Raw genomic sequence first — 19,527 nt, forward strand, 5'->3', positions numbered from 1 at the left:
TTTATTATATAAGGAGTGAAACGTCAATGGAGAAAAACAGAATTCGTCCCATCACAACCGGAAAAAGTATGCGTATGAGCTATTCCAGACAAAAAGAAGTACTCCAAATGCCGAACTTAATCGAAGTTCAAAAGGACTCCTATCAGTGGTTCTTAGACGAAGGATTAAAAGAAGTATTTGATGATATTTCTCCGATTACAGATTACAGTGGACATCTGAGTCTGGAACTGGTGGATTTTACATTATGTGAAGACGAGGTAAAGTACTCAATTGAAGAATGTAAAGAGCGTGACGCGACTTATGCGGCACCGCTGAAAGTGCGTGTAAGGCTTCATAATAAGGAAACGGATGAGATTAACGAACATGAGATCTTTATGGGAGATCTGCCGTTAATGACGAAGACGGGTACTTTCGTAATTAACGGAGCAGAACGTGTTATTGTAAGCCAGTTGGTACGTTCTCCTGGCATTTATTATGGAATTGCACATGACAAAATCGGTAAAGAATTATTTTCTTGTACGGTAATTCCGAACCGCGGCGCATGGCTTGAATATGAGACGGATTCGAATGACGTTTTCTATGTGCGTGTTGACAGAACCAGAAAAGTGCCGATCACAGTGTTGATTCGAGCCCTGGGTGTTGGTACGAATGCGGAGATTTTGGAACTCTTTGGTGAGGAACCGAAGATTCTGGCAAGTTTTAGCAAAGATACAGCGGAAAACTATCAGGAAGGTCTTCTTGAATTATACAAGAAGATTCGTCCGGGTGAACCTCTTGCTGTGGACAGTGCTGAAAGCCTGATCACAAGTATGTTCTTTGATGCAAGGCGTTATGATCTTGCTAAAGTTGGACGTTATAAATTTAATAAGAAGCTTCTGCTCCGTAATCGTATTAACGGACGAGTTCTGGCAGAAGATGTTGTAAGCCCTCTGACAGGAGAGGTGATCGCGGAAAAAGGAACGGAAGTTGACAGAGAACTTGCAGATACAATTCAGAACGCGGCAGTCCCATATGTATGGATTGCAAGAGAAGAGGGAGAACGCAATATCAAAGTTCTTTCTAATATGATGGTAAATCTGCAGAGCATTGTTGACATTGACCCTAAGGAAGTGGGCGTGACGGAGCTGGTGTACTATCCGGTTCTCGCTGAACTTCTGGAAGAGACAGCAGGCGATATCGATGAATTGAAAGATGCGATTCGCAAGAATATCCATGAGCTGATTCCGAAGCACATTACAAAAGAAGATATTTTCGCATCCATCAATTATAATATGCATTTGGAATATGGTCTTGGAAATGATGATGATATCGATCATCTTGGCAATAGACGTATCCGTGCGGTCGGTGAACTGCTTCAGAATCAGTACAGAATTGGTCTGTCCAGATTGGAAAGAGTTGTTCGTGAAAGAATGACAACACAGGATCTGGAAGGGGTATCCCCGCAGTCTTTGATCAATATTAAACCGGTTACGGCAGCTGTGAAAGAATTCTTTGGTTCATCTCAGTTGTCACAGTTTATGGATCAGAATAACCCGCTGGGTGAGCTGACTCATAAGAGACGTCTGTCTGCCCTTGGCCCAGGTGGTCTGTCTCGTGACCGTGCCGGATTCGAGGTTCGAGATGTACACTATTCTCACTATGGAAGAATGTGCCCGATTGAGACACCTGAAGGACCGAACATTGGGCTTATCAACTCTCTGGCATGTTATGCGAGAATTAATGAATACGGTTTCGTGGAGGCTCCGTATCGTAAGATCGACAAGAGCGATCCGATGAACCCGGTAGTAACAGATGATGTTGTCTATATGACAGCAGATGAAGAAGATAATTATCATGTAGCACAGGCGAATGAGCCACTGGATGAAGAAGGACATTTCATTCATAAGAATGTATCTGGTCGTTACCGTGAAGAGACTCAGGAATATGAGAGAAGAATGTTTGACTATATGGACGTTTCTCCGAAGATGGTATTCTCTGTAGCTACAGCATTGATTCCTTTCCTGGAAAATGACGATGCCAACCGTGCGCTGATGGGATCCAACATGCAGCGTCAGGCGGTACCGCTTTTGATGACCGAAGCACCGGTTGTCGGAACTGGTATGGAAGTAAAATCAGCCGTTGACTCGGGAGTCTGCATTGTGGCAGAACAGGGCGGTGTGGTAGAACGCGCAACTGCAACAGAAATCGTAATTAAGCAGGATGATAAGACCAGGAAAACGTATAAATTGACCAAATTCCTCCGCAGTAACCAGAGTAACTGTTATAATCAGAGAACGATTGTTGTCAAGGGAGAACGGGTAGAGGCAGGACAGGTTATTGCAGACGGCCCGTCTACATCAAATGGTGAGATGGCGCTTGGTAAGAACCCGCTGATCGGCTTCATGACCTGGGAAGGTTATAACTACGAGGATGCTGTTCTGTTAAGTGAAAGACTGGTACAGGATGATGTATATACTTCTGTGCATATTGAAGAGTATGAAGCAGAAGCTCGTGACACCAAGCTTGGGCCGGAAGAAATTACACGTGATATTCCGGGTGTCGGTGACGATGCGCTGAAAGATCTGGATGAAAGAGGTATTATCCGTATCGGTGCGGAAGTTCGTGCCGGGGACATCCTCGTCGGTAAAGTGACACCGAAGGGTGAAACAGAGCTGACGGCAGAAGAGAGACTGCTTCGGGCAATCTTTGGTGAAAAAGCCCGTGAAGTAAGAGATACTTCTTTGAAAGTACCGCATGGCGAATACGGTATCGTTGTGGATGCAAAAGTATTTACAAGAGAAAATGGAGATGAACTCTCACCGGGAGTAAATCAGGCAGTTCGTATTTATATCGCTCAGAAGAGAAAGATTTCTGTCGGTGATAAGATGGCCGGACGTCATGGTAACAAGGGTGTTGTTTCCCGTGTGCTCCCTGTAGAAGATATGCCGTTCCTGCCGAACGGACGTCCGCTTGATATCGTGCTTAACCCTCTGGGTGTGCCGTCACGTATGAATATCGGACAGGTGCTTGAGATTCATCTGTCTTTGGCTGCGAAAGCTCTTGGATTCAATATTTCTACACCGGTCTTCGATGGCGCCAATGAGGTTGATATTATGGATACGCTTGACCTGGCGAATGATTATGTAAACTTGAGCTGGGAAGAGTTTGAAGCAAGACATAAAGAAGAGCTGCTTCCGGAGGTTATGGAATATCTGTATGAGAATAGAGACCACAGAGAACTCTGGAAGGGGGTTCCGCTGTCAAGAGACGGTAAAGTTCGTCTTCGTGACGGACGTACCGGTGAATTCTTTGACAGCCCGGTAACGATCGGACACATGCATTATCTGAAACTGCATCATTTGGTTGATGATAAGATCCATGCGCGTTCAACCGGTCCTTACTCACTGGTAACCCAGCAGCCACTTGGTGGTAAAGCGCAGTTTGGTGGACAGCGTTTCGGAGAAATGGAGGTTTGGGCTCTTGAGGCGTACGGAGCTTCCTACACTCTGCAGGAAATCCTGACAGTAAAATCTGATGACGTTGTAGGACGTGTGAAGACTTATGAAGCAATCATTAAAGGTGAGAATATTCCTGAACCGGGTATTCCGGAATCCTTTAAAGTACTTCTGAAGGAGCTGCAGTCTCTTGGCCTTGACGTACGAGTACTGCGTGATGACAATACAGAAGTTGAGATTATGGAAAGCGTAGATTATGGCGATACAAATCTGAACCACATCATTGAAGGAGACAGACGTTACCGCAATGACGAGGATTTCGGAAAACATGGATACAGCACACAGGAATTTGAAGATGGTGAGCTTGTGGACATTGATGAAGAGCCGGATGACGCTGACTTTGAAGAAGACTTTGAGGAAGAATTTGAAGATTTTGACGATATGGACTTAGAATAGGGAGGATGCCGAAATGACAGAAAATAAAAACGAAGCAACATCTCAGCAGATGACATTCGATGCAATTAAAATTGGTCTGGCATCTCCGGAGAAGATTCTGGAATGGTCACACGGTGAAGTGACAAAACCGGAAACCATTAACTACAGAACTTTAAAACCGGAAAAGGATGGTCTGTACTGTGAGAGAATTTTCGGACCGAGCAAAGACTGGGAATGTCACTGTGGAAAATATAAAAAAATCCGCTACAAAGGTGTTGTCTGTGACCGCTGTGGGGTTGAGGTAACCAAGTCAAGTGTGCGTCGTGAACGTATGGGGCACATTGCACTTGCTGCCCCGGTTTCCCATATCTGGTATTTCAAGGGGATTCCGAGCCGGATGGGACTGATCCTGGATCTGTCCCCGAGAACACTGGAGAAGGTTCTGTATTTTGCTTCTTATATCGTGCTGGATAAAGGAGAGACAGATCTTCAGTACAAGCAGGTTCTTTCTGAAGCTGAGTATCAGGAAGCGAGAGAAACATGGGGCAATAAGTTCCGTGTCGGTATGGGTGCGGAATCTATTAAAGAATTACTGGAAGCAATCGATTTGGACAAAGAATATGCAGAACTTCAGTCAGGACTGGAAGGCGCAACCGGACAGAAGCGTGCAAGAATTGTAAAACGTCTCGAAGTGGTTGAGGCATTTCGTGAATCCGGTAACAGACCGGAGTGGATGGTAATGACTGTAATCCCGGTTATTCCGCCGGATCTGCGTCCGATGGTTCAGCTTGACGGAGGTCGTTTTGCGACATCAGATCTGAATGACCTGTACCGCAGAATTATCAACAGAAATAACCGTCTTAAGAGACTCCTTGAGCTGGGAGCTCCGGACATTATTGTAAGAAACGAAAAGAGAATGCTTCAGGAAGCAGTCGATGCTCTGATCGACAACGGACGCCGCGGACGTCCGGTAACCGGACCTGGTAACCGTGCGCTGAAGTCTCTTTCCGATATGCTGAAAGGTAAATCAGGACGTTTCCGTCAGAACCTTCTGGGAAAACGTGTTGACTATTCAGGACGTTCCGTTATCGTAGTAGGACCGGAACTTAAGATTTACCAGTGTGGTCTTCCGAAAGAAATGGCAATTGAGCTCTTCAAACCATTTGTAATGAAAGAACTGGTTGCAAACGGAACCGCACATAATATTAAAAATGCGAAAAAGATGGTAGAACGCCTTCAGACAGAGGTGTGGGATGTACTGGAAGATGTAATCAAGGAACACCCGGTTATGCTGAACCGTGCCCCCACGCTGCACAGACTTGGTATTCAGGCGTTTGAACCGATTCTTGTAGAAGGTAAAGCAATCAAGCTTCATCCGCTTGTTTGTACAGCATTTAATGCCGATTTCGACGGAGACCAGATGGCTGTCCATCTGCCGCTGTCCGTAGAAGCTCAGGCAGAGTGCCGTTTCCTCCTCCTTTCTCCGAATAACCTGCTGAAACCGTCTGATGGTGGTCCGGTGGCCGTTCCTTCACAGGATATGGTCCTTGGTATTTATTATCTGACGCAGGAAAGACCGGGAGCATTAGGAGAAGGAAAAGCATTTAAGAGCATTAACGAAGCGATTCTTGCATATGAGAATGGAGTAGTTACACTTCATTCCAAAATTAAAGTTCGTGTTACCAAGACTCTTCCGGATGGAACTGAGAAAACAGGAACAGTTGAATCAACATTGGGAAGATTTATTTTCAATGAGATTATTCCGCAGGATCTGGGCTTTGTTGATCGTGAAGTAGAGGGAAATGAACTGCTTCTTGAAGTGGATTTCCATGTCGGCAAAAAACAGCTCAAAAAGATCCTTGAAAAAGTTATTAATACACACGGAGCTTCAAAGACTGCTGAAGTGCTTGACAGTGTAAAAGCAATCGGTTACAAATTCTCTACAAGAGCAGCGATGACTGTATCCATTTCCGATATGACGGTGCCGCCGCAGAAACCGGAATTGATTCAGAGAGCACAGGATACAGTAGATAAGATTACAAAGAACTTCAAACGTGGTCTTATTACAGAAGAAGAACGTTATAAAGAAGTTGTTGAGACATGGAAAGCAACGGATGATGAACTTACAGAGGCACTGCTTTCCGGACTGGATAAATATAATAATATCTTCATGATGGCCGATTCCGGAGCCCGTGGATCAGATAAGCAGATTAAGCAGCTCGCAGGTATGCGCGGACTTATGGCTGATACAACCGGTCGTACGATCGAGTTGCCGATTAAGTCAAACTTCCGTGAAGGTCTGGACGTATTGGAGTACTTCATGTCTGCGCATGGAGCGCGTAAAGGTCTGTCAGATACCGCTCTTCGTACAGCGGACTCTGGATATTTGACCAGACGTCTTGTTGATGTTTCACAGGAACTGATTATCCGTGAAGTGGACTGCGTAGAAAAAGGTGCAGAGATTCCAGGTATGTATGTGCATGCATTCATGGATGGAAATGAAGAGATTGAAAGTCTTCAGGAACGTATTACAGGACGTTATTCCTGCTATACGATTTGTGATAAAGATGGAAATGTGCTTGTAAAAGCAAATCATATGATCACTCCAAAACGTGCAGAGAAGATTATGAAATACGGTGTGGATGAAAATGGAAATTCTCCACTTAAAAAGGTGAAGATCCGTACGATTCTGACCTGTAAATCACATATCGGAATCTGCGCAAAATGTTATGGAGCCAACATGGCAACCGGAGAACCGGTACAGGTTGGTGAGGCTGTCGGTATCATTGCGGCTCAGTCAATCGGAGAGCCAGGTACCCAGCTTACCATGCGTACCTTCCATACCGGTGGTGTGGCCGGTGATGATATCACGCAGGGTCTTCCTCGTGTCGAAGAGCTTTTTGAGGCAAGAAAACCGAAAGGACTTGCGATCATTACAGAATTTGGCGGTGTTGCAACAATCAACGATACAAAGAAGAAACGTGAGATTATTGTGACGAATCAGGAGACGGGTGAGTCGAAAGCTTATTTGATTCCGTATGGTTCACGAATTAAGATTATGGATGGTGCTGTTCTTGAAGCCGGTGACGAGCTGACAGAAGGTAGTATCAATCCGCATGATCTGCTGAAGATTAAGGGACTTCGTGCAGCACAGGATTATATGCTCCAGGAAGTACAGAGAGTATATCGTCTGCAGGGTGTAGAAATCAATGATAAGCATATCGAGGTTATCGTGCGTCAGATGCTTAAGAAGATTCGAGTAGAAGAAAAGGGCGATACAGAGTTCCTCCCGGGTACGATGGTCGACGTACTTGAATTCAACGACGTGAATGAAAAGCTGGAGGCAGAGGGCAAAGAACCGGCAACCGGTGAACAGATCATGCTTGGTATTACCAAGGCATCGCTTGCTACCGAGTCCTTCTTGTCTGCTGCGTCCTTCCAGGAGACAACGAAAGTTCTGACGGAAGCTGCTATTAAGGGTAAGGTGGATCATTTGATCGGCCTTAAGGAAAATGTTCTTATCGGTAAGCTTATTCCGGCAGGAACCGGTATGAAGAAATATCGGGATGTTCGTTTGAACACAGAACTGGCGATGGAAGATGAAATTGTTCTCGATGATTTTGATGATGCGGAAGAAGGCGAAATGGTTGAAGCACCAGAACTAAATGCAGAAAATGATGCTGCTAATGTCGAAGAAGCTGCGGATACAGAGACCGAATTTGCTGAAATAACAGAAGAATAGGCTCATTATTTCATGTGAAATTGACAGGGGATAGTATGTGAAAATACTATGCCCTGTTATTATTTTCGGGTTTATGAATTTATTATACATTCTTATAGATTTCATTTTAATATTGCAAATTTGAAAAAAATCAGCTATTATTAACGACATATTCAAAATTACTTTGCAAAAATGAGGTGGGAAGATGTTGGATATACGCCATCTTGGGGAGAGAATCAGAGAAAACAGGAAGAAAAAGATGATGACAATTAAAAGCCTTTCGGAGTATACCGGATTGTCAGTAGGGTATCTGAGCATGCTGGAACAGAATAAGACGACTCCTACAATCGATAACCTTGCCAGGATTTGTGAATCGCTGGAAATCAGTATCATTGACATTCTTGAGTCTGAATGTGAGGCGAAAACAATCATTCGCAAGGAAGAACTCACGGAGGCAAGTTATCCGGATGAGAACTTAGTTGTTAATATAGCAGATTTCAGACGTTCCAACTATGTTTATGAATATATTACGATACAGCCAGGGGAACCGCCTAAAAAAAAGGAATATCGTCACAATCGTGACGAAATGTGCACGGTGATATCCGGATGTCTGAACTTGATTATCGAAGGAAGAGAATACACATTGCATGAGCGGGATTCGGCATATATCAAAGAGGGAGAACGTCATTGTATATACAACACCGGTGAAAAAGAGTCGGTCAGTCTTTGGGTATACCATAGAAAATAGTTGAGTTTAAGTGGATTAAAGTAAAAAAGGATATTGTGAAAAAAATAGCAAAATTCATATTTCCCTTGACACAAGGTGAAATAAAGGATATAATAGAAAAATCATATTGATGAAGAAAAAATCATCTTCGTGAAAATGATAAATGAGAATCTGCAATACTAGAAACAGATGGTTGGCTTCCGGTTTCACGTAACCTTCTGCTTAGTCAAGCGTGAAAGAAAGGGTTTTCAATACAATTTCATAAGCGGACGTCATAGCGTGAAACTATGACTTGGGAAGACAAGGACGTCATGATGAAAATCATGGCGCTTTTTTATTATCAAAATAGACTGCGTTCTAGTATGCGGTATAGAAATTGGGGGATTGCAATGAGTAAGATTGAACAACTGAGAGAGTACATGGAGAGGGAAGGCTTGGATGGTTTTTATGTGGCGAAGCCGGCTAACGTGAGAGCGGTCAGTGCATATACAGGAGAGGATTCTTTTCTTTTTATTACGAAAAGTAAACAGTACTTTCTTACAGATCCGCGGTATACTGAACAGGCATCATATGAATGCCCGGAGTATGAAATCAGGAATTGGCGAAGCACAAGAAGCCGCAGCATAGGGGAAGCAGTTGCGTTATGTGCTGAAGAAGAAAAAGTTGAAAGAATAGGATTTGAACAGGATTATCTCACATTTGGAGCATGGAAATCCATGCAGGATGCCATGAAAGTTGAGCTGGTTCCCACTCTTAACGTAATAGAAGAACTTCGTGCGGTGAAGACGCCTGAAGAGATTAAGAACCTGACAGTGGCATGTGATATTGCATCCAGAGCATTTGAAAAAATCTTGAAAGACGTGCGTGTGGGTGTAACTGAGAAAGAACTTGCATCAAAGCTTGCCCATTACATGGTAATGGAAGGAGCTGATACCAAGCCTTACGGAGGAATTCTTATATCAGGAGCGAGAACATCGCTTCTCCATGGAATTCCGAGTAATAAGGCAATCGAATATGGCGACTTTGTATTGATGGATTATGGATGCCAGTACAAAGGATATTTGTCAGATATGACAAGAACCGTTGTTGTAGGGAAAGCGGATGAAAAACAAAAAGAAGTATACAATCTCTGCAGACGGATGACAGAAGAAACAGAAGCTTCTGTCAAAGCGGGAGTGACGGGCACATCCTGTTATGAAGCGTCACTCAAAGCAATTGAAGGGACCGAATATTTCCAGTATCACTATACGGGAATCGGTCATGGAGTAGGGCTGTTCGTACATGAGCTTCCGAATATTGGAGCAAATTGTGGGAATATTCTTCCGGAGAACAGCGTGATGACGGTAGAACCAGGACTTTATATTCCAGGCTGGGGCGGTGTCCGGATCGAAGATCAGGGTATTGTCACAAAAGACGGATATGAAAACCTGATAAGTGCTACACATGAGCTAATAGAACTTTAAATGAAGGAGGAAAAGTTATGAAAAAGAGATTATTAGCAGCATTACTTTCTGCAGCTATGGTAGTTACCATGTTTGCAGGCTGCGGTACACCTGGATCAAAGAAATCCGATGACAGCAGTGAAACAGAAGGTACAGGTAAGAAAAGAGTTACATATACTCTGCGTGAAGACATTCCGTCAGCAGATCCGCAGAATAGTAACTCCATTTCTTCCGCATCAGCAAATATCCATATGCTGGCTTGCCTTACAAGAAATGTAGAAGGAGAAGTGAGAGGAGACGCAGCAGAAAGCTGGGAAGTTTCTGATGACGGACTTGTTTACACCTTCCATCTTCGCGATGGCCTGAAATGGAGTGACGGTGTGGATGTAACTGCAGATGATTATGTTTACGGTATGCAGAGACTGATGGATCCGGCAGAAGCTTGTGACTATGCATTTATCGGTTACATCCTGAAAAACGGTGCAGCTGTAAATAATGGTGAAGTTTCTGTTGAAGAACTGGGTGTTAAGGCACTTGATGACAAGACTGTAGAAATTACTCTGGAACATCCGGCGGTATACTTCGAATCAATGGCATCTATGTGTGCACTTGGACCAGCAAGAAGAGACCTTGTAGAAAAATATGGAAAAGAATATGCAGCAGATCCTGAAAAAGCAGCATATAATGGACCGTTCACGATGACTGAGTGGAAACATGGTGATCAGCTTGTTATGACAAAGAATCCGGATTATTGGGATGCCGACAGTGTAAAACTTGACGAAATCTGCATCAAGACAGTCGCTGATGCTAAGACAGCAGTTGCTATGTGGGAGAATGGCGAAGTTGATATTACAATTGTTCCTACAGAAATGACAGAACAGTATGCAGATGATTCAGAATTCTACTTCACAGGTGCGGATGATTACATCATGCTGAACCAGAGTGAAGGCAAGCTTCTTGCAAATAAGAACTTAAGATTTGCTCTTAACTATGCAATCAATCGTTCTGAATACAATACGCTTGTTAATAATGATGTTTACGAACCGGCACAGAGACTTGTTCTTCCGAACGTAACAGCAGCGGATTCTACATATGGTGAGAGATATCCATATGAACCATTCCCGCTTGAAAATGATGATGCAAAAGCAAAAGAATATCTTGCAGCAGCTATGTCTGAACTGGGCGTAAGCAATGCAGCAGATATCAAGCTTGAACTTCTTACAACTGATACAGAAGGTGCTAAAAAGCAGGCAGAAGTTCTTCAGGAACAGTTCCAGAAGAACCTTGGAATCACAGTAGAAATCAAACAGGTTACTTACAAACAGAGACTTGAAATGGAACAGACTAAAGAATATGATATGGTAGTTACGGGATGGGTACCGGATTACTCAGATGCTTATTCTTACCTGGAACTCTGGATCAGCGATGGACAGTACAACCATTCAGGATATAACAATCCTAGATATGATGAACTGCTGGAAGCTTCTCAGTTTGAGACAGACGCTGCAAAGAGACAGGATATGTTGTTCGAAGCAGAGCAGATCTTCCTCGGAGAAGATTCAGCACTTGTTCCGCTGCAGCTCCGTCGTGATCAGTATCTTGTAAATCCGAAGCTTGAAAACTTCAATGTTTACTTTGTAGGATATGACTTCAACCTGGTATATGCAGATCTTGCAGAATAAAATATTATATAATATTTTAGTCAGAGAGGACATTTTGTCCTCTCTGACTAAGTAATAAAACTTGTTGGGAGGGAAAAAGTATAGTTTCCCTTCCTCTTTAACGGTTTTGATTATCCGGAGGGGCATGTGGTGTGGGATAATCAAAACCGTTAAGGAAACGGGCTGAAGAAAGGAGAAGCACAAATGGCAAAATATATTGCAAAGCGAGTTTTACTTGCAATCGTCACATTGTTTGTTCTGACAAGTGTAGTGTTTGTTCTTGTACGTTTGATGCCGGGTGATCCATTTTCAAGTGATAAAATGACACCGGAAATCCGCGCGAATCTGGAAGCGTATTATGGTATGGACAAACCGTTGCCGGTTCAATACATAACTTATATGAAGAATGTACTTCACGGAGATTTGGGATATTCCATGAAGTATGAAGGAAGAACTGTTAATCAGATTATTGCGGAATCTTTCCCGTATTCTGCAGACCTTGGTATCCGTTCCCTTTGCTTTGCATTGTTCTTCGGACTGATCCTTGGAATAATTGCAGCGCTGAATCGTGGGAAAAAGCTTGACTTTTTCTGTATTTTGATTGCGATTATCGGTACATCTATGCCGGACTTTATTATGGGATCTGTATTGCAGTATTTCTTCGGAATCAAATGGAAGATTCTTCCGGTTGCGCAGTATACAAGCTTTAAACACACGATTCTTCCATCGATTGCTGTTGGATTCTATACGCTGGCTTCTGTATCTCGTTTAATGCGTTCGAGTATGCTGGAAGTTGTTACGTCTGATTACACAAAGACAGCTAAGGCAAAAGGGCTTTCTGATTTACGAATTACGATAAAACATCAGATCAGAAATGCGATTACTCCGATTATTACGATTATGGGACCGACAGTTGCCTCTGTACTTACCGGTACTTTCGTAATCGAAGCCTTATTTGCAATTCCTGGAATGGGAAAACATTATGTAGACAGTATCAATATGAATGACTATACACTTGTGCTTGGAATGACGATCTTCTATGGAGCATTCTTGATTATCGCTATTTTAGTAGTAGATATTCTGTATGGTATCGTTGATCCGAGAATTCGTCTCAGCGGTAAAAAAAGGTAGGTGACAGGAAATGGCAGAGATAACAAGAGATAAATTTAAAGTAGTAGGTAAAAATATTCAGAGCATGGAGTCCATTTCACGTCCGAATATCGGTTACTGGCAGGATGCGTGGAGACGAATTCGCAAAAATAAGGTTGCATTCTTTTCCTTGTGTTTGATCGGATTTTATGTACTTATGGCAATCTTTGCTCCGATGCTGAGCAGATATGATTTTTCAACACAAAGTGTTGCCGAGATGAATCAGAGCTTTTCTGCAAATCACTGGTTTGGTACAGACTCTCTTGGACGAGACCTCTGGGTTCGTGCCTGGAAAGGTGCAAGGGTATCCCTTACAATTGGGTTTGCAGCAAGTATTATTAATGCTTGTACAGGTTCACTCCTTGGAGGTATCTCCGGCTTCTATGGAGGAAAAGTGGATATGATCATCCAGCGAATCGTAGATGTACTTTATGGTATTCCGAGCATGATCGTTACGATTCTGCTGATGGTTGTTATTGGTAATGGTGTCCACTGTCTGATCCTTGCGATGTGCTGCGTAGGATGGATCGGGAGCTGCCGTTTCGTTCGAGGAGAAGTGCTGAAACTTCGTGAATCGGATTTCGTGGCTGCTGCAAGAATTCTTGGTGTGCCTGACATTGTTATAATTGTAAAACATATTCTGCCGAATATCATGGGACTTATCATTACGAACCTTACCATGGCAATTCCGGGAGCAATTTTCCAGGAGGCATTCCTGAGCTATATCGGTCTTGGTATTAAGCCGCCGAACTGTAGCTGGGGTGTTCTGGCGAAAGATGGTATTGCGCAACTGAGAATTCATCCGTATCAGGTAGTTGTTCCGGCATTTTTGATCTGTACAACAATGCTTGCACTTAACCTGTTAGGTGATGGCCTTCGCGATGCGTTCGACCCGAAACTTAGAGGAACTGAGTAAGAAAGGAGTAGGAAGAGATGGAAAATTTATTAGAAGTAAAAAATCTGACATTCTCCTTTCGTACATACGGAGGAGTAGTAAAAGCAGTACGGGATGTAAGCTTTGAAGTGCGTCCGGGAGAAATCCTTGGAATCGTTGGAGAATCAGGATGTGGGAAGAGCGTTACTTCGTCATGTATTATGAGACTGAATCCGGAACCACCGGGATTCTTTGAGGGTGGAGAGATCCTTTATAAAGGGAAAGATATTCTGAAAATGAATAAAAAGGAACTGCGCCAGATTCGCGGTACAGAGATTGGATTTATTTTCCAGGACCCAATGACTTCTTTGAATCCGACGATGAGAATCGGTAAACAGATTGAAGAAGTATTTGTCAATAAGAAAGGCATGAGTGCTGCAGAAAAAAAACAAAAAGCGCTTGAGATTCTGAAACTAGTTGGTATTTCTGATGGGGAGAAGAGATATAGACAGTATCCACATGAACTTTCAGGTGGTATGAAGCAGCGTGTTATGATCGCAATTGCGCTGGTAGGAAGTCCGAGTATTGTAATTGCAGACGAACCGACCACATCACTGGATGTTACGATTGAAGCACAGATCCTTGAACTGCTTAAGAATCTTCAGAAGACATTGGGAACCTCTATTATTTTGATAACACATGACCTTGGCGTTATTGCAAAACTTTGTGATCGTGTTCTTGTTATGTATGGAGGAAAAATTGTAGAGCGAGGTACTGCTGAAGAAATCTTTTATGACACGGCGCATCCGTATACCAAGGGACTTATGCAGTCTATTGCTAGATTGGATACAGCAAAAGGTGAAAAACTGAAACCGATCGAAGGAACTCCGCCAGATCTATTCAGCCCACCGGTAGGATGTCCATTTGCCGCACGTTGCGAATATTGCATGGATATCTGTAATGAGATGCCTCCGGAAACATATGATTTGTCCGGTGAGCACGAGACCTGCTGCTGGCTGCAGCATGAATTTGCACCGGACAGTGATTTGAGAAAAGTTCCGGCTGAGAAAGGAGAGGTGGAATAATGGAAAATAAAGAATTAAAGCAGCCTCTCGTACAGGTGAAAAATTTATGTAAGTATTTCCAGCTTAACAGAAAAGCAACACTGAAAGCAGTAGATGATGTCAGCTTTGATATTTATAAAGGGGAAACGGTCAGTCTTGTTGGAGAGTCCGGGTGTGGAAAATCAACGACAGGTCGCTGTATGATTCGTCTGTATGACCTTACAAGCGGTCAGGTATTGTATGATGGAAAAGATATTTCTAAATTAAATAAAACTGAGCAGAAAGAGTTCTGCAAAAAAGTACAGATGATTTTCCAGAATCCATATTCTTCATTGAATCCGAGAATGACGGTGAAAGAGATTGTTGGAGAAGGGCTGAAGCAGCATGGAATGTCTGCGAAGGAAGTCGATGAAAAAGTTGAACAGCTGTTGAAAACAGTCGGTCTTAATAAAGATCATATGTCTCGTTTTCCGCATGAATTTTCTGGCGGACAAAGACAGCGTATCGGTATTGCGAGAGCACTTTCTGTAGATCCTGAATTCATTATCTGTGACGAACCGATTTCGGCCCTTGATGTATCTATTCAGGCACAGGTGATCAACATGCTAAAAAATCTGCAGGAAACAATGGGACTGACCTATTTGTTTATTGCTCATGATTTGAGTGTTGTAAAATATATTTCGGATCGTGTGGTAGTTATGTATCTGGGGACGATCGTTGAGACGGCCGAGACGGAGGAGCTCTATTCGAACCCGACACATCCTTATACAAAGGCTCTTCTGTCTGCAATTCCGGAAGCAGATCCGAAAAAAGCAAAAGCAAATGAGCGTATTCCGATAAAAGGCGAGATTCCAAGTCCGATCAATCCGAAGAACTGTTGCCGATTTGCTGAAAGATGCCAGTATGCAACAGAACGCTGTTTTAATGAAATGCCACAGTTACATGAAATCAAACCCGGACATAAGGTTGCATGTCATCTTACAGAGAATATGTAAAGAAAATAGAAGGAAGTCTTTCGAATCTGAAAGGCTTCTTTTTATTGCCTTTCAGATATCAAAAAGGTCGGGAGGGACTTTTTGGTCGATTTTGACTTTGTTGACAGAAATACGGAAAGAGCATATAATTGATTCAATTGAAAAAATATATATCAAATGATGTATAAACAGGAGGAATAAAATGGATACAAATAAACTGAATCGTATTCTTGATTTAATGAAAGAACAAGAAGTACCGCAGATGATTATTTCTGATCCTATGGCAATTTTTTATTTGACAGGGAAGAAGATCGTTCCGGGGGAAAGATTACTCGCATTATATTTAAATATTAACGGCGGGCATAAACTGGTAGTCAATAAGTTGTTTCCACAGGAAAAAGACCTTGGTGTTGAACTTGTATGGTACGATGATATTGAGGATGGAGTAGAAATCTTAAGTAGATTTGTTGAAAAAGGCAAAACAATCGGAGTTGACAAGACATGGCCTGCAAAATTTCTTCTCAGACTGCAGGAATTGGAACCGGAAAGTAAGTTTGTTAATGGCTCTCTCATTATAGATGCAATCAGAAAGGTGAAGAATGACGATGAAAAACAACTGTTAAGGGAAGCATCACTTGCAAATGATAGAGTAATGGAAGAACTTATTCCATTGACGGCCAAAGGATATACCGAAGTGGAATTAAACAGGATCGTGCGTGGCTTATATGAGAAATCAGGACATTCGGGAGTTTCTTTTGATCCAATAACGGCTTATGGTAAATCCGGAGCTGATCCGCATCATGTAACAGATGGATCAAAGGGTAAAAGAGGAGACAGTGTTGTCCTTGATATCGGCGGTATTTTGAATGATTATTGCTCTGATATGACAAGAACTGTTTTCCTTGGTGAGGTTTCGGACAAAGCGCGTGAGGTTTACGAGATTGTAAAAGAAGCACAGCAGAGAGGAATTGAGGCTGCAAAACCTGGAAATCGCTGGTGTGATGTTGATTTTGCCTGCCGTAATTATATAGAAGAAAAAGGATATGGGGCATATTTTACACATCGTACAGGCCATTCCATTGGACTTGAAGATCACGAATATGGGGATGTCTCAGCAGTCAATGAAGAAATAATCAAACCGGGGCAGTGCTTTTCGATTGAGCCGGGAATCTATCTTATGGAAGAGGGGATCGGTGTTCGAATAGAGGACCTTGTACTGATTACGGAGGACGGATGTGAAGTTCTGAATAAGTTTCCAAAAGATCTGATTGTGGTACCTATGGAATAGTGGATGAGAACACCGGTTCGTATTTCATGAATTTTTAAGATTTGACAGTGACTGAATGGACTGAAAGCGGTTGACAATAGATATAAAAACCGTTATGATATACAATTGTAATTGTAAATTTTACGTTAAAGGACGTAATAGAATTGTAACAAAGTCTAGGGGCGGTCAACTGGGAAGCAGGCAGCGTGGAATTATGCGCCCGGCATAAGATGAATGAAAGAGAGAGGACATGGGCCAGAAAAGAAATAGAGCAGGAAATAACAGCCAAAATCGAAATGAACGGAACATTAGCAACAGCCGCGAAGTGAGCAGACGGACTAAGGGGAAAAACCGGTATTCTTTTGAAGAAGACAGAAGAACAACGGCCAGATATTACGATGATGATGGATATTACCAGACTGAGCCTAAGAGAAGGAAAAAATCAGCATCCGCAAAGAACAGGGATGATTATACAAAGAAATCTAAAAACCGAAGTTCCGAATACGGCAGCAAAGGCAGAAAAAGGAAAAGACGTGGAAGAAGAAAGAATGTGGTCAGTAAGACGATCGGTATCATCTTGGCAATCATTCAATTTGTTTTATCAGTAGTCCTTACGGTAAATGTTTTGTTCTTTGATATGCTGACGGTTACCTATATCATGGTTCTGGCCGGTGTACTGCTTATTTTACTCGGAATAACACTATTGTCTCAGATAGGGGCAAAAGGAAAGGGAATCGGAGGAAAAATCTTCTGTATCTTGCTGTGTATCATTCTTGCGATGGGATCTTTCTATATAGGTAAAATAAATAATGCATTTCAGAAGATAACCGGAAGCAACACGATGACAAGTTCCATGGTTGTCGCAGTAAGACAGGATGACAGTGCGCAGAAACTTGTGGATACGTCTGATTATACATACGGTGTACAGTATGCCACAAATGCAGATCAAACAAAGTCGACGGTCAAACAGATTGAAAAAGAAATAGGTAATGAGATCACGGTTCGAGAATATGCCGGCATGATTGAAGCGGCACAGGCATTGCTCTCAGGAGAAGTGGATGCGCTGGTTTATAATTCCGGTCAGACGGGGATTATCAAAGATCAGATCCCTGACTTTGAAAATGAGGTCAGAGTGATTTATAAGCACAGCATTGTTGTGCAGATAGAAAATACAGCAGCTGATGCCAGCGTGACAGAACCGTTTGCGGTATATCTGAGCGGAATGGATACTTATAATGATATCACTTCCGGAGACCGGAGCGATGTAAATATTATTGCAGTCGTGAATCCAAAGAGCCACCAGATTCTTTTGGTTACGACACCGAGAGATTATTATGTCCCGATTCCGGGAATCTCAAATGGCCAGGAAGATAAGCTGACGCATGCAGGAATTTATGGTATTGAAGCATCTATGGATACCTTGGAAGAACTATATGAGATGGATATTCCATTCTTTGGAAGGGTAAACTTTACATCTATGATCAATATCGTTGATGCATTAGGCGGATTGGATGTGGAATCAGATGAAGAGTTTGATACGGGTGAAGAATCTGGAAAAGTAGTTCATATTAATGAGGGAATGAATCATCTGAACGGCAGAGAAACACTGGCGTTCTGTCGTGAACGTCATGCTCTTGCCGATGGGGATAATGCTCGCGGAAGACATCAGCAGGCTGTTATTACTGCAATCATTAAAAAGATGATGTCTCCGTCCATGTTAAGAGGTGCTTCCGATATTATTGCAAGTGTGAGTGACGGCGTTGATACGAATTTCAGTATGAATCAGATCCAGTCTTTGATTAAGACACAGCTTCGAACGAACGCAGAGTGGAATATTTATTCTGTTTCAGCCGAAGGTGTTGGTGATAAGCAATATTGTTATTCTTCCGGAGATGCATTATTGTATGTATGTATCCCGGACGAAACATCCGTTTCAAATATTATTGATCTGGTCAACCGTGTTGAAGCGGGCGATGTGCTTGAAGAATCAACTGTCGTTGGACAATAGAATATATAATATACAAAGAAAAAGGCATTTACTGGAAAATATTCGTCAAAATATTTCCGGTAAATGCCTTGACTTTTCTTGCGGTATATAATACAATAACCTAGCGTGCAAAGAAACGTGCGGTTATTTTTGTGCGCATTTAAACAGACAATGTTTAAAACGTAACCAATTATTACATCATAGGAGGTGAAAGAGATGCCAACATTTAACCAGTTAGTAAGAAAAGGTCGTCAGACAGCTGTTAAGAAATCTACCGCTCCGGCTCTCCAGAAAGGATACAACTCTCTGAGAAAGAAAGCTACGGATACATCTGCACCGCAGAAGAGAGGTGTTTGTACAGCAGTTAAGACAGCTACACCGAAAAAGCCGAACTCAGCTCTTAGAAAAATTGCCAGAGTACGTCTTTCTAACGGAATCGAAGTAACAAGCTACATTCCAGGAGAAGGACACAACCTTCAGGAACATAGCGTTGTTCTGATTCGTGGTGGTCGTGTTAAGGACTTACCAGGTACAAGATACCATATCGTTCGTGGAACACTTGATACAGCAGGTGTTGCAAAGAGACGTCAGGCTCGTTCTAAATACGGAGCTAAGAGACCAAAAGACGCTAAGAAATAATAACGAAACAACAAAGTTATCGTATCACAAACAGAACTATGAGGATTATAGTTGGTTGCGGGTTTAATCCAGATAAATGCCCATCTCTGGCATCAGGATGTCCCGTGAGCTGATGACACATAGAGAGACACATGTGAGTACCGATGAATTATT

Annotated in this window: 12 protein-coding genes; all 12 read left to right on the plus strand. The window is 42.6% G+C overall.

The annotated features are described in order from the left end of the window. The first annotated feature begins 26 nt into the window (after window positions 1-26). The 12 genes from rpoB (at window position 27) to rpsL (ending at window position 19,374) form a co-directional block, all read left to right on the plus strand. On the plus strand, window positions 27-3,890 hold the full coding sequence (gene rpoB, locus ACTNBF_RS09435) for a DNA-directed RNA polymerase subunit beta (protein ID WP_427820026.1): 3,864 nt from the start codon (window positions 27-29) through the stop codon (window positions 3,888-3,890). Window positions 3,891-3,903: 13 nt separating this feature from the next. After that, window positions 3,904-7,611, plus strand: coding sequence for a DNA-directed RNA polymerase subunit beta' (gene rpoC / locus ACTNBF_RS09440; protein ID WP_427820025.1), 3,708 nt, complete (start codon window positions 3,904-3,906; stop codon window positions 7,609-7,611). A gap of 184 nt (window positions 7,612-7,795) precedes the next feature. Beyond that, window positions 7,796-8,338 carry an XRE family transcriptional regulator gene (locus ACTNBF_RS09445; protein WP_427806087.1) on the plus strand — a complete coding sequence of 181 codons (543 nt, stop codon included), beginning with the start codon at window positions 7,796-7,798 and terminating at the stop codon, window positions 8,336-8,338. 368 nt (window positions 8,339-8,706) lie between these two features. Beyond that, on the plus strand, window positions 8,707-9,780 hold the full coding sequence (locus tag ACTNBF_RS09450) for a M24 family metallopeptidase (protein WP_427820024.1): 1,074 nt from the start codon (window positions 8,707-8,709) through the stop codon (window positions 9,778-9,780). 17 nt (window positions 9,781-9,797) lie between these two features. Beyond that, entirely contained in the window at window positions 9,798-11,441 is a 1,644-nt protein-coding gene (locus tag ACTNBF_RS09455; protein WP_427820023.1) for a peptide ABC transporter substrate-binding protein, read from the plus strand. Between the two features lie 183 nt (window positions 11,442-11,624). Then, the gene (locus ACTNBF_RS09460) at window positions 11,625-12,551 is read left to right on the plus strand and encodes an ABC transporter permease (protein WP_427806084.1); all 927 of its coding nucleotides are present in this window, start codon (window positions 11,625-11,627) and stop codon (window positions 12,549-12,551) included. Between the two features lie 10 nt (window positions 12,552-12,561). Further along, on the plus strand, window positions 12,562-13,485 hold the full coding sequence (locus ACTNBF_RS09465; protein ID WP_427806083.1) for an ABC transporter permease: 924 nt from the start codon (window positions 12,562-12,564) through the stop codon (window positions 13,483-13,485). Window positions 13,486-13,502: 17 nt separating this feature from the next. Beyond that, entirely contained in the window at window positions 13,503-14,528 is a 1,026-nt protein-coding gene (locus ACTNBF_RS09470) for an ABC transporter ATP-binding protein (protein ID WP_427806082.1), read from the plus strand. Next, window positions 14,528-15,502: an ABC transporter ATP-binding protein gene (locus ACTNBF_RS09475; RefSeq protein WP_427806081.1), complete on the plus strand. Its 975-nt coding sequence runs from the start codon at window positions 14,528-14,530 to the stop codon at window positions 15,500-15,502. The genes ACTNBF_RS09470 and ACTNBF_RS09475 overlap by 1 nt, the downstream gene beginning before the upstream one ends. A gap of 181 nt (window positions 15,503-15,683) precedes the next feature. Further along, window positions 15,684-16,769, plus strand: coding sequence for a M24 family metallopeptidase (locus ACTNBF_RS09480; protein WP_441025106.1), 1,086 nt, complete (start codon window positions 15,684-15,686; stop codon window positions 16,767-16,769). Between the two features lie 229 nt (window positions 16,770-16,998). After that, window positions 16,999-18,756, plus strand: a complete 1,758-nt coding sequence (locus ACTNBF_RS09485; protein WP_427820021.1) for an LCP family protein — start codon at window positions 16,999-17,001, stop codon at window positions 18,754-18,756. Between the two features lie 195 nt (window positions 18,757-18,951). After that, window positions 18,952-19,374: a 30S ribosomal protein S12 gene (gene rpsL / locus ACTNBF_RS09490; protein WP_427806078.1), complete on the plus strand. Its 423-nt coding sequence runs from the start codon at window positions 18,952-18,954 to the stop codon at window positions 19,372-19,374. The last annotated feature ends 153 nt before the right edge of the window (window positions 19,375-19,527 follow it).

It is taken from the genome of Bariatricus sp. HCP28S3_A4 (genome assembly GCF_052066395.1).
Classification (GTDB): domain Bacteria; phylum Bacillota; class Clostridia; order Lachnospirales; family Lachnospiraceae; genus Allocoprococcus.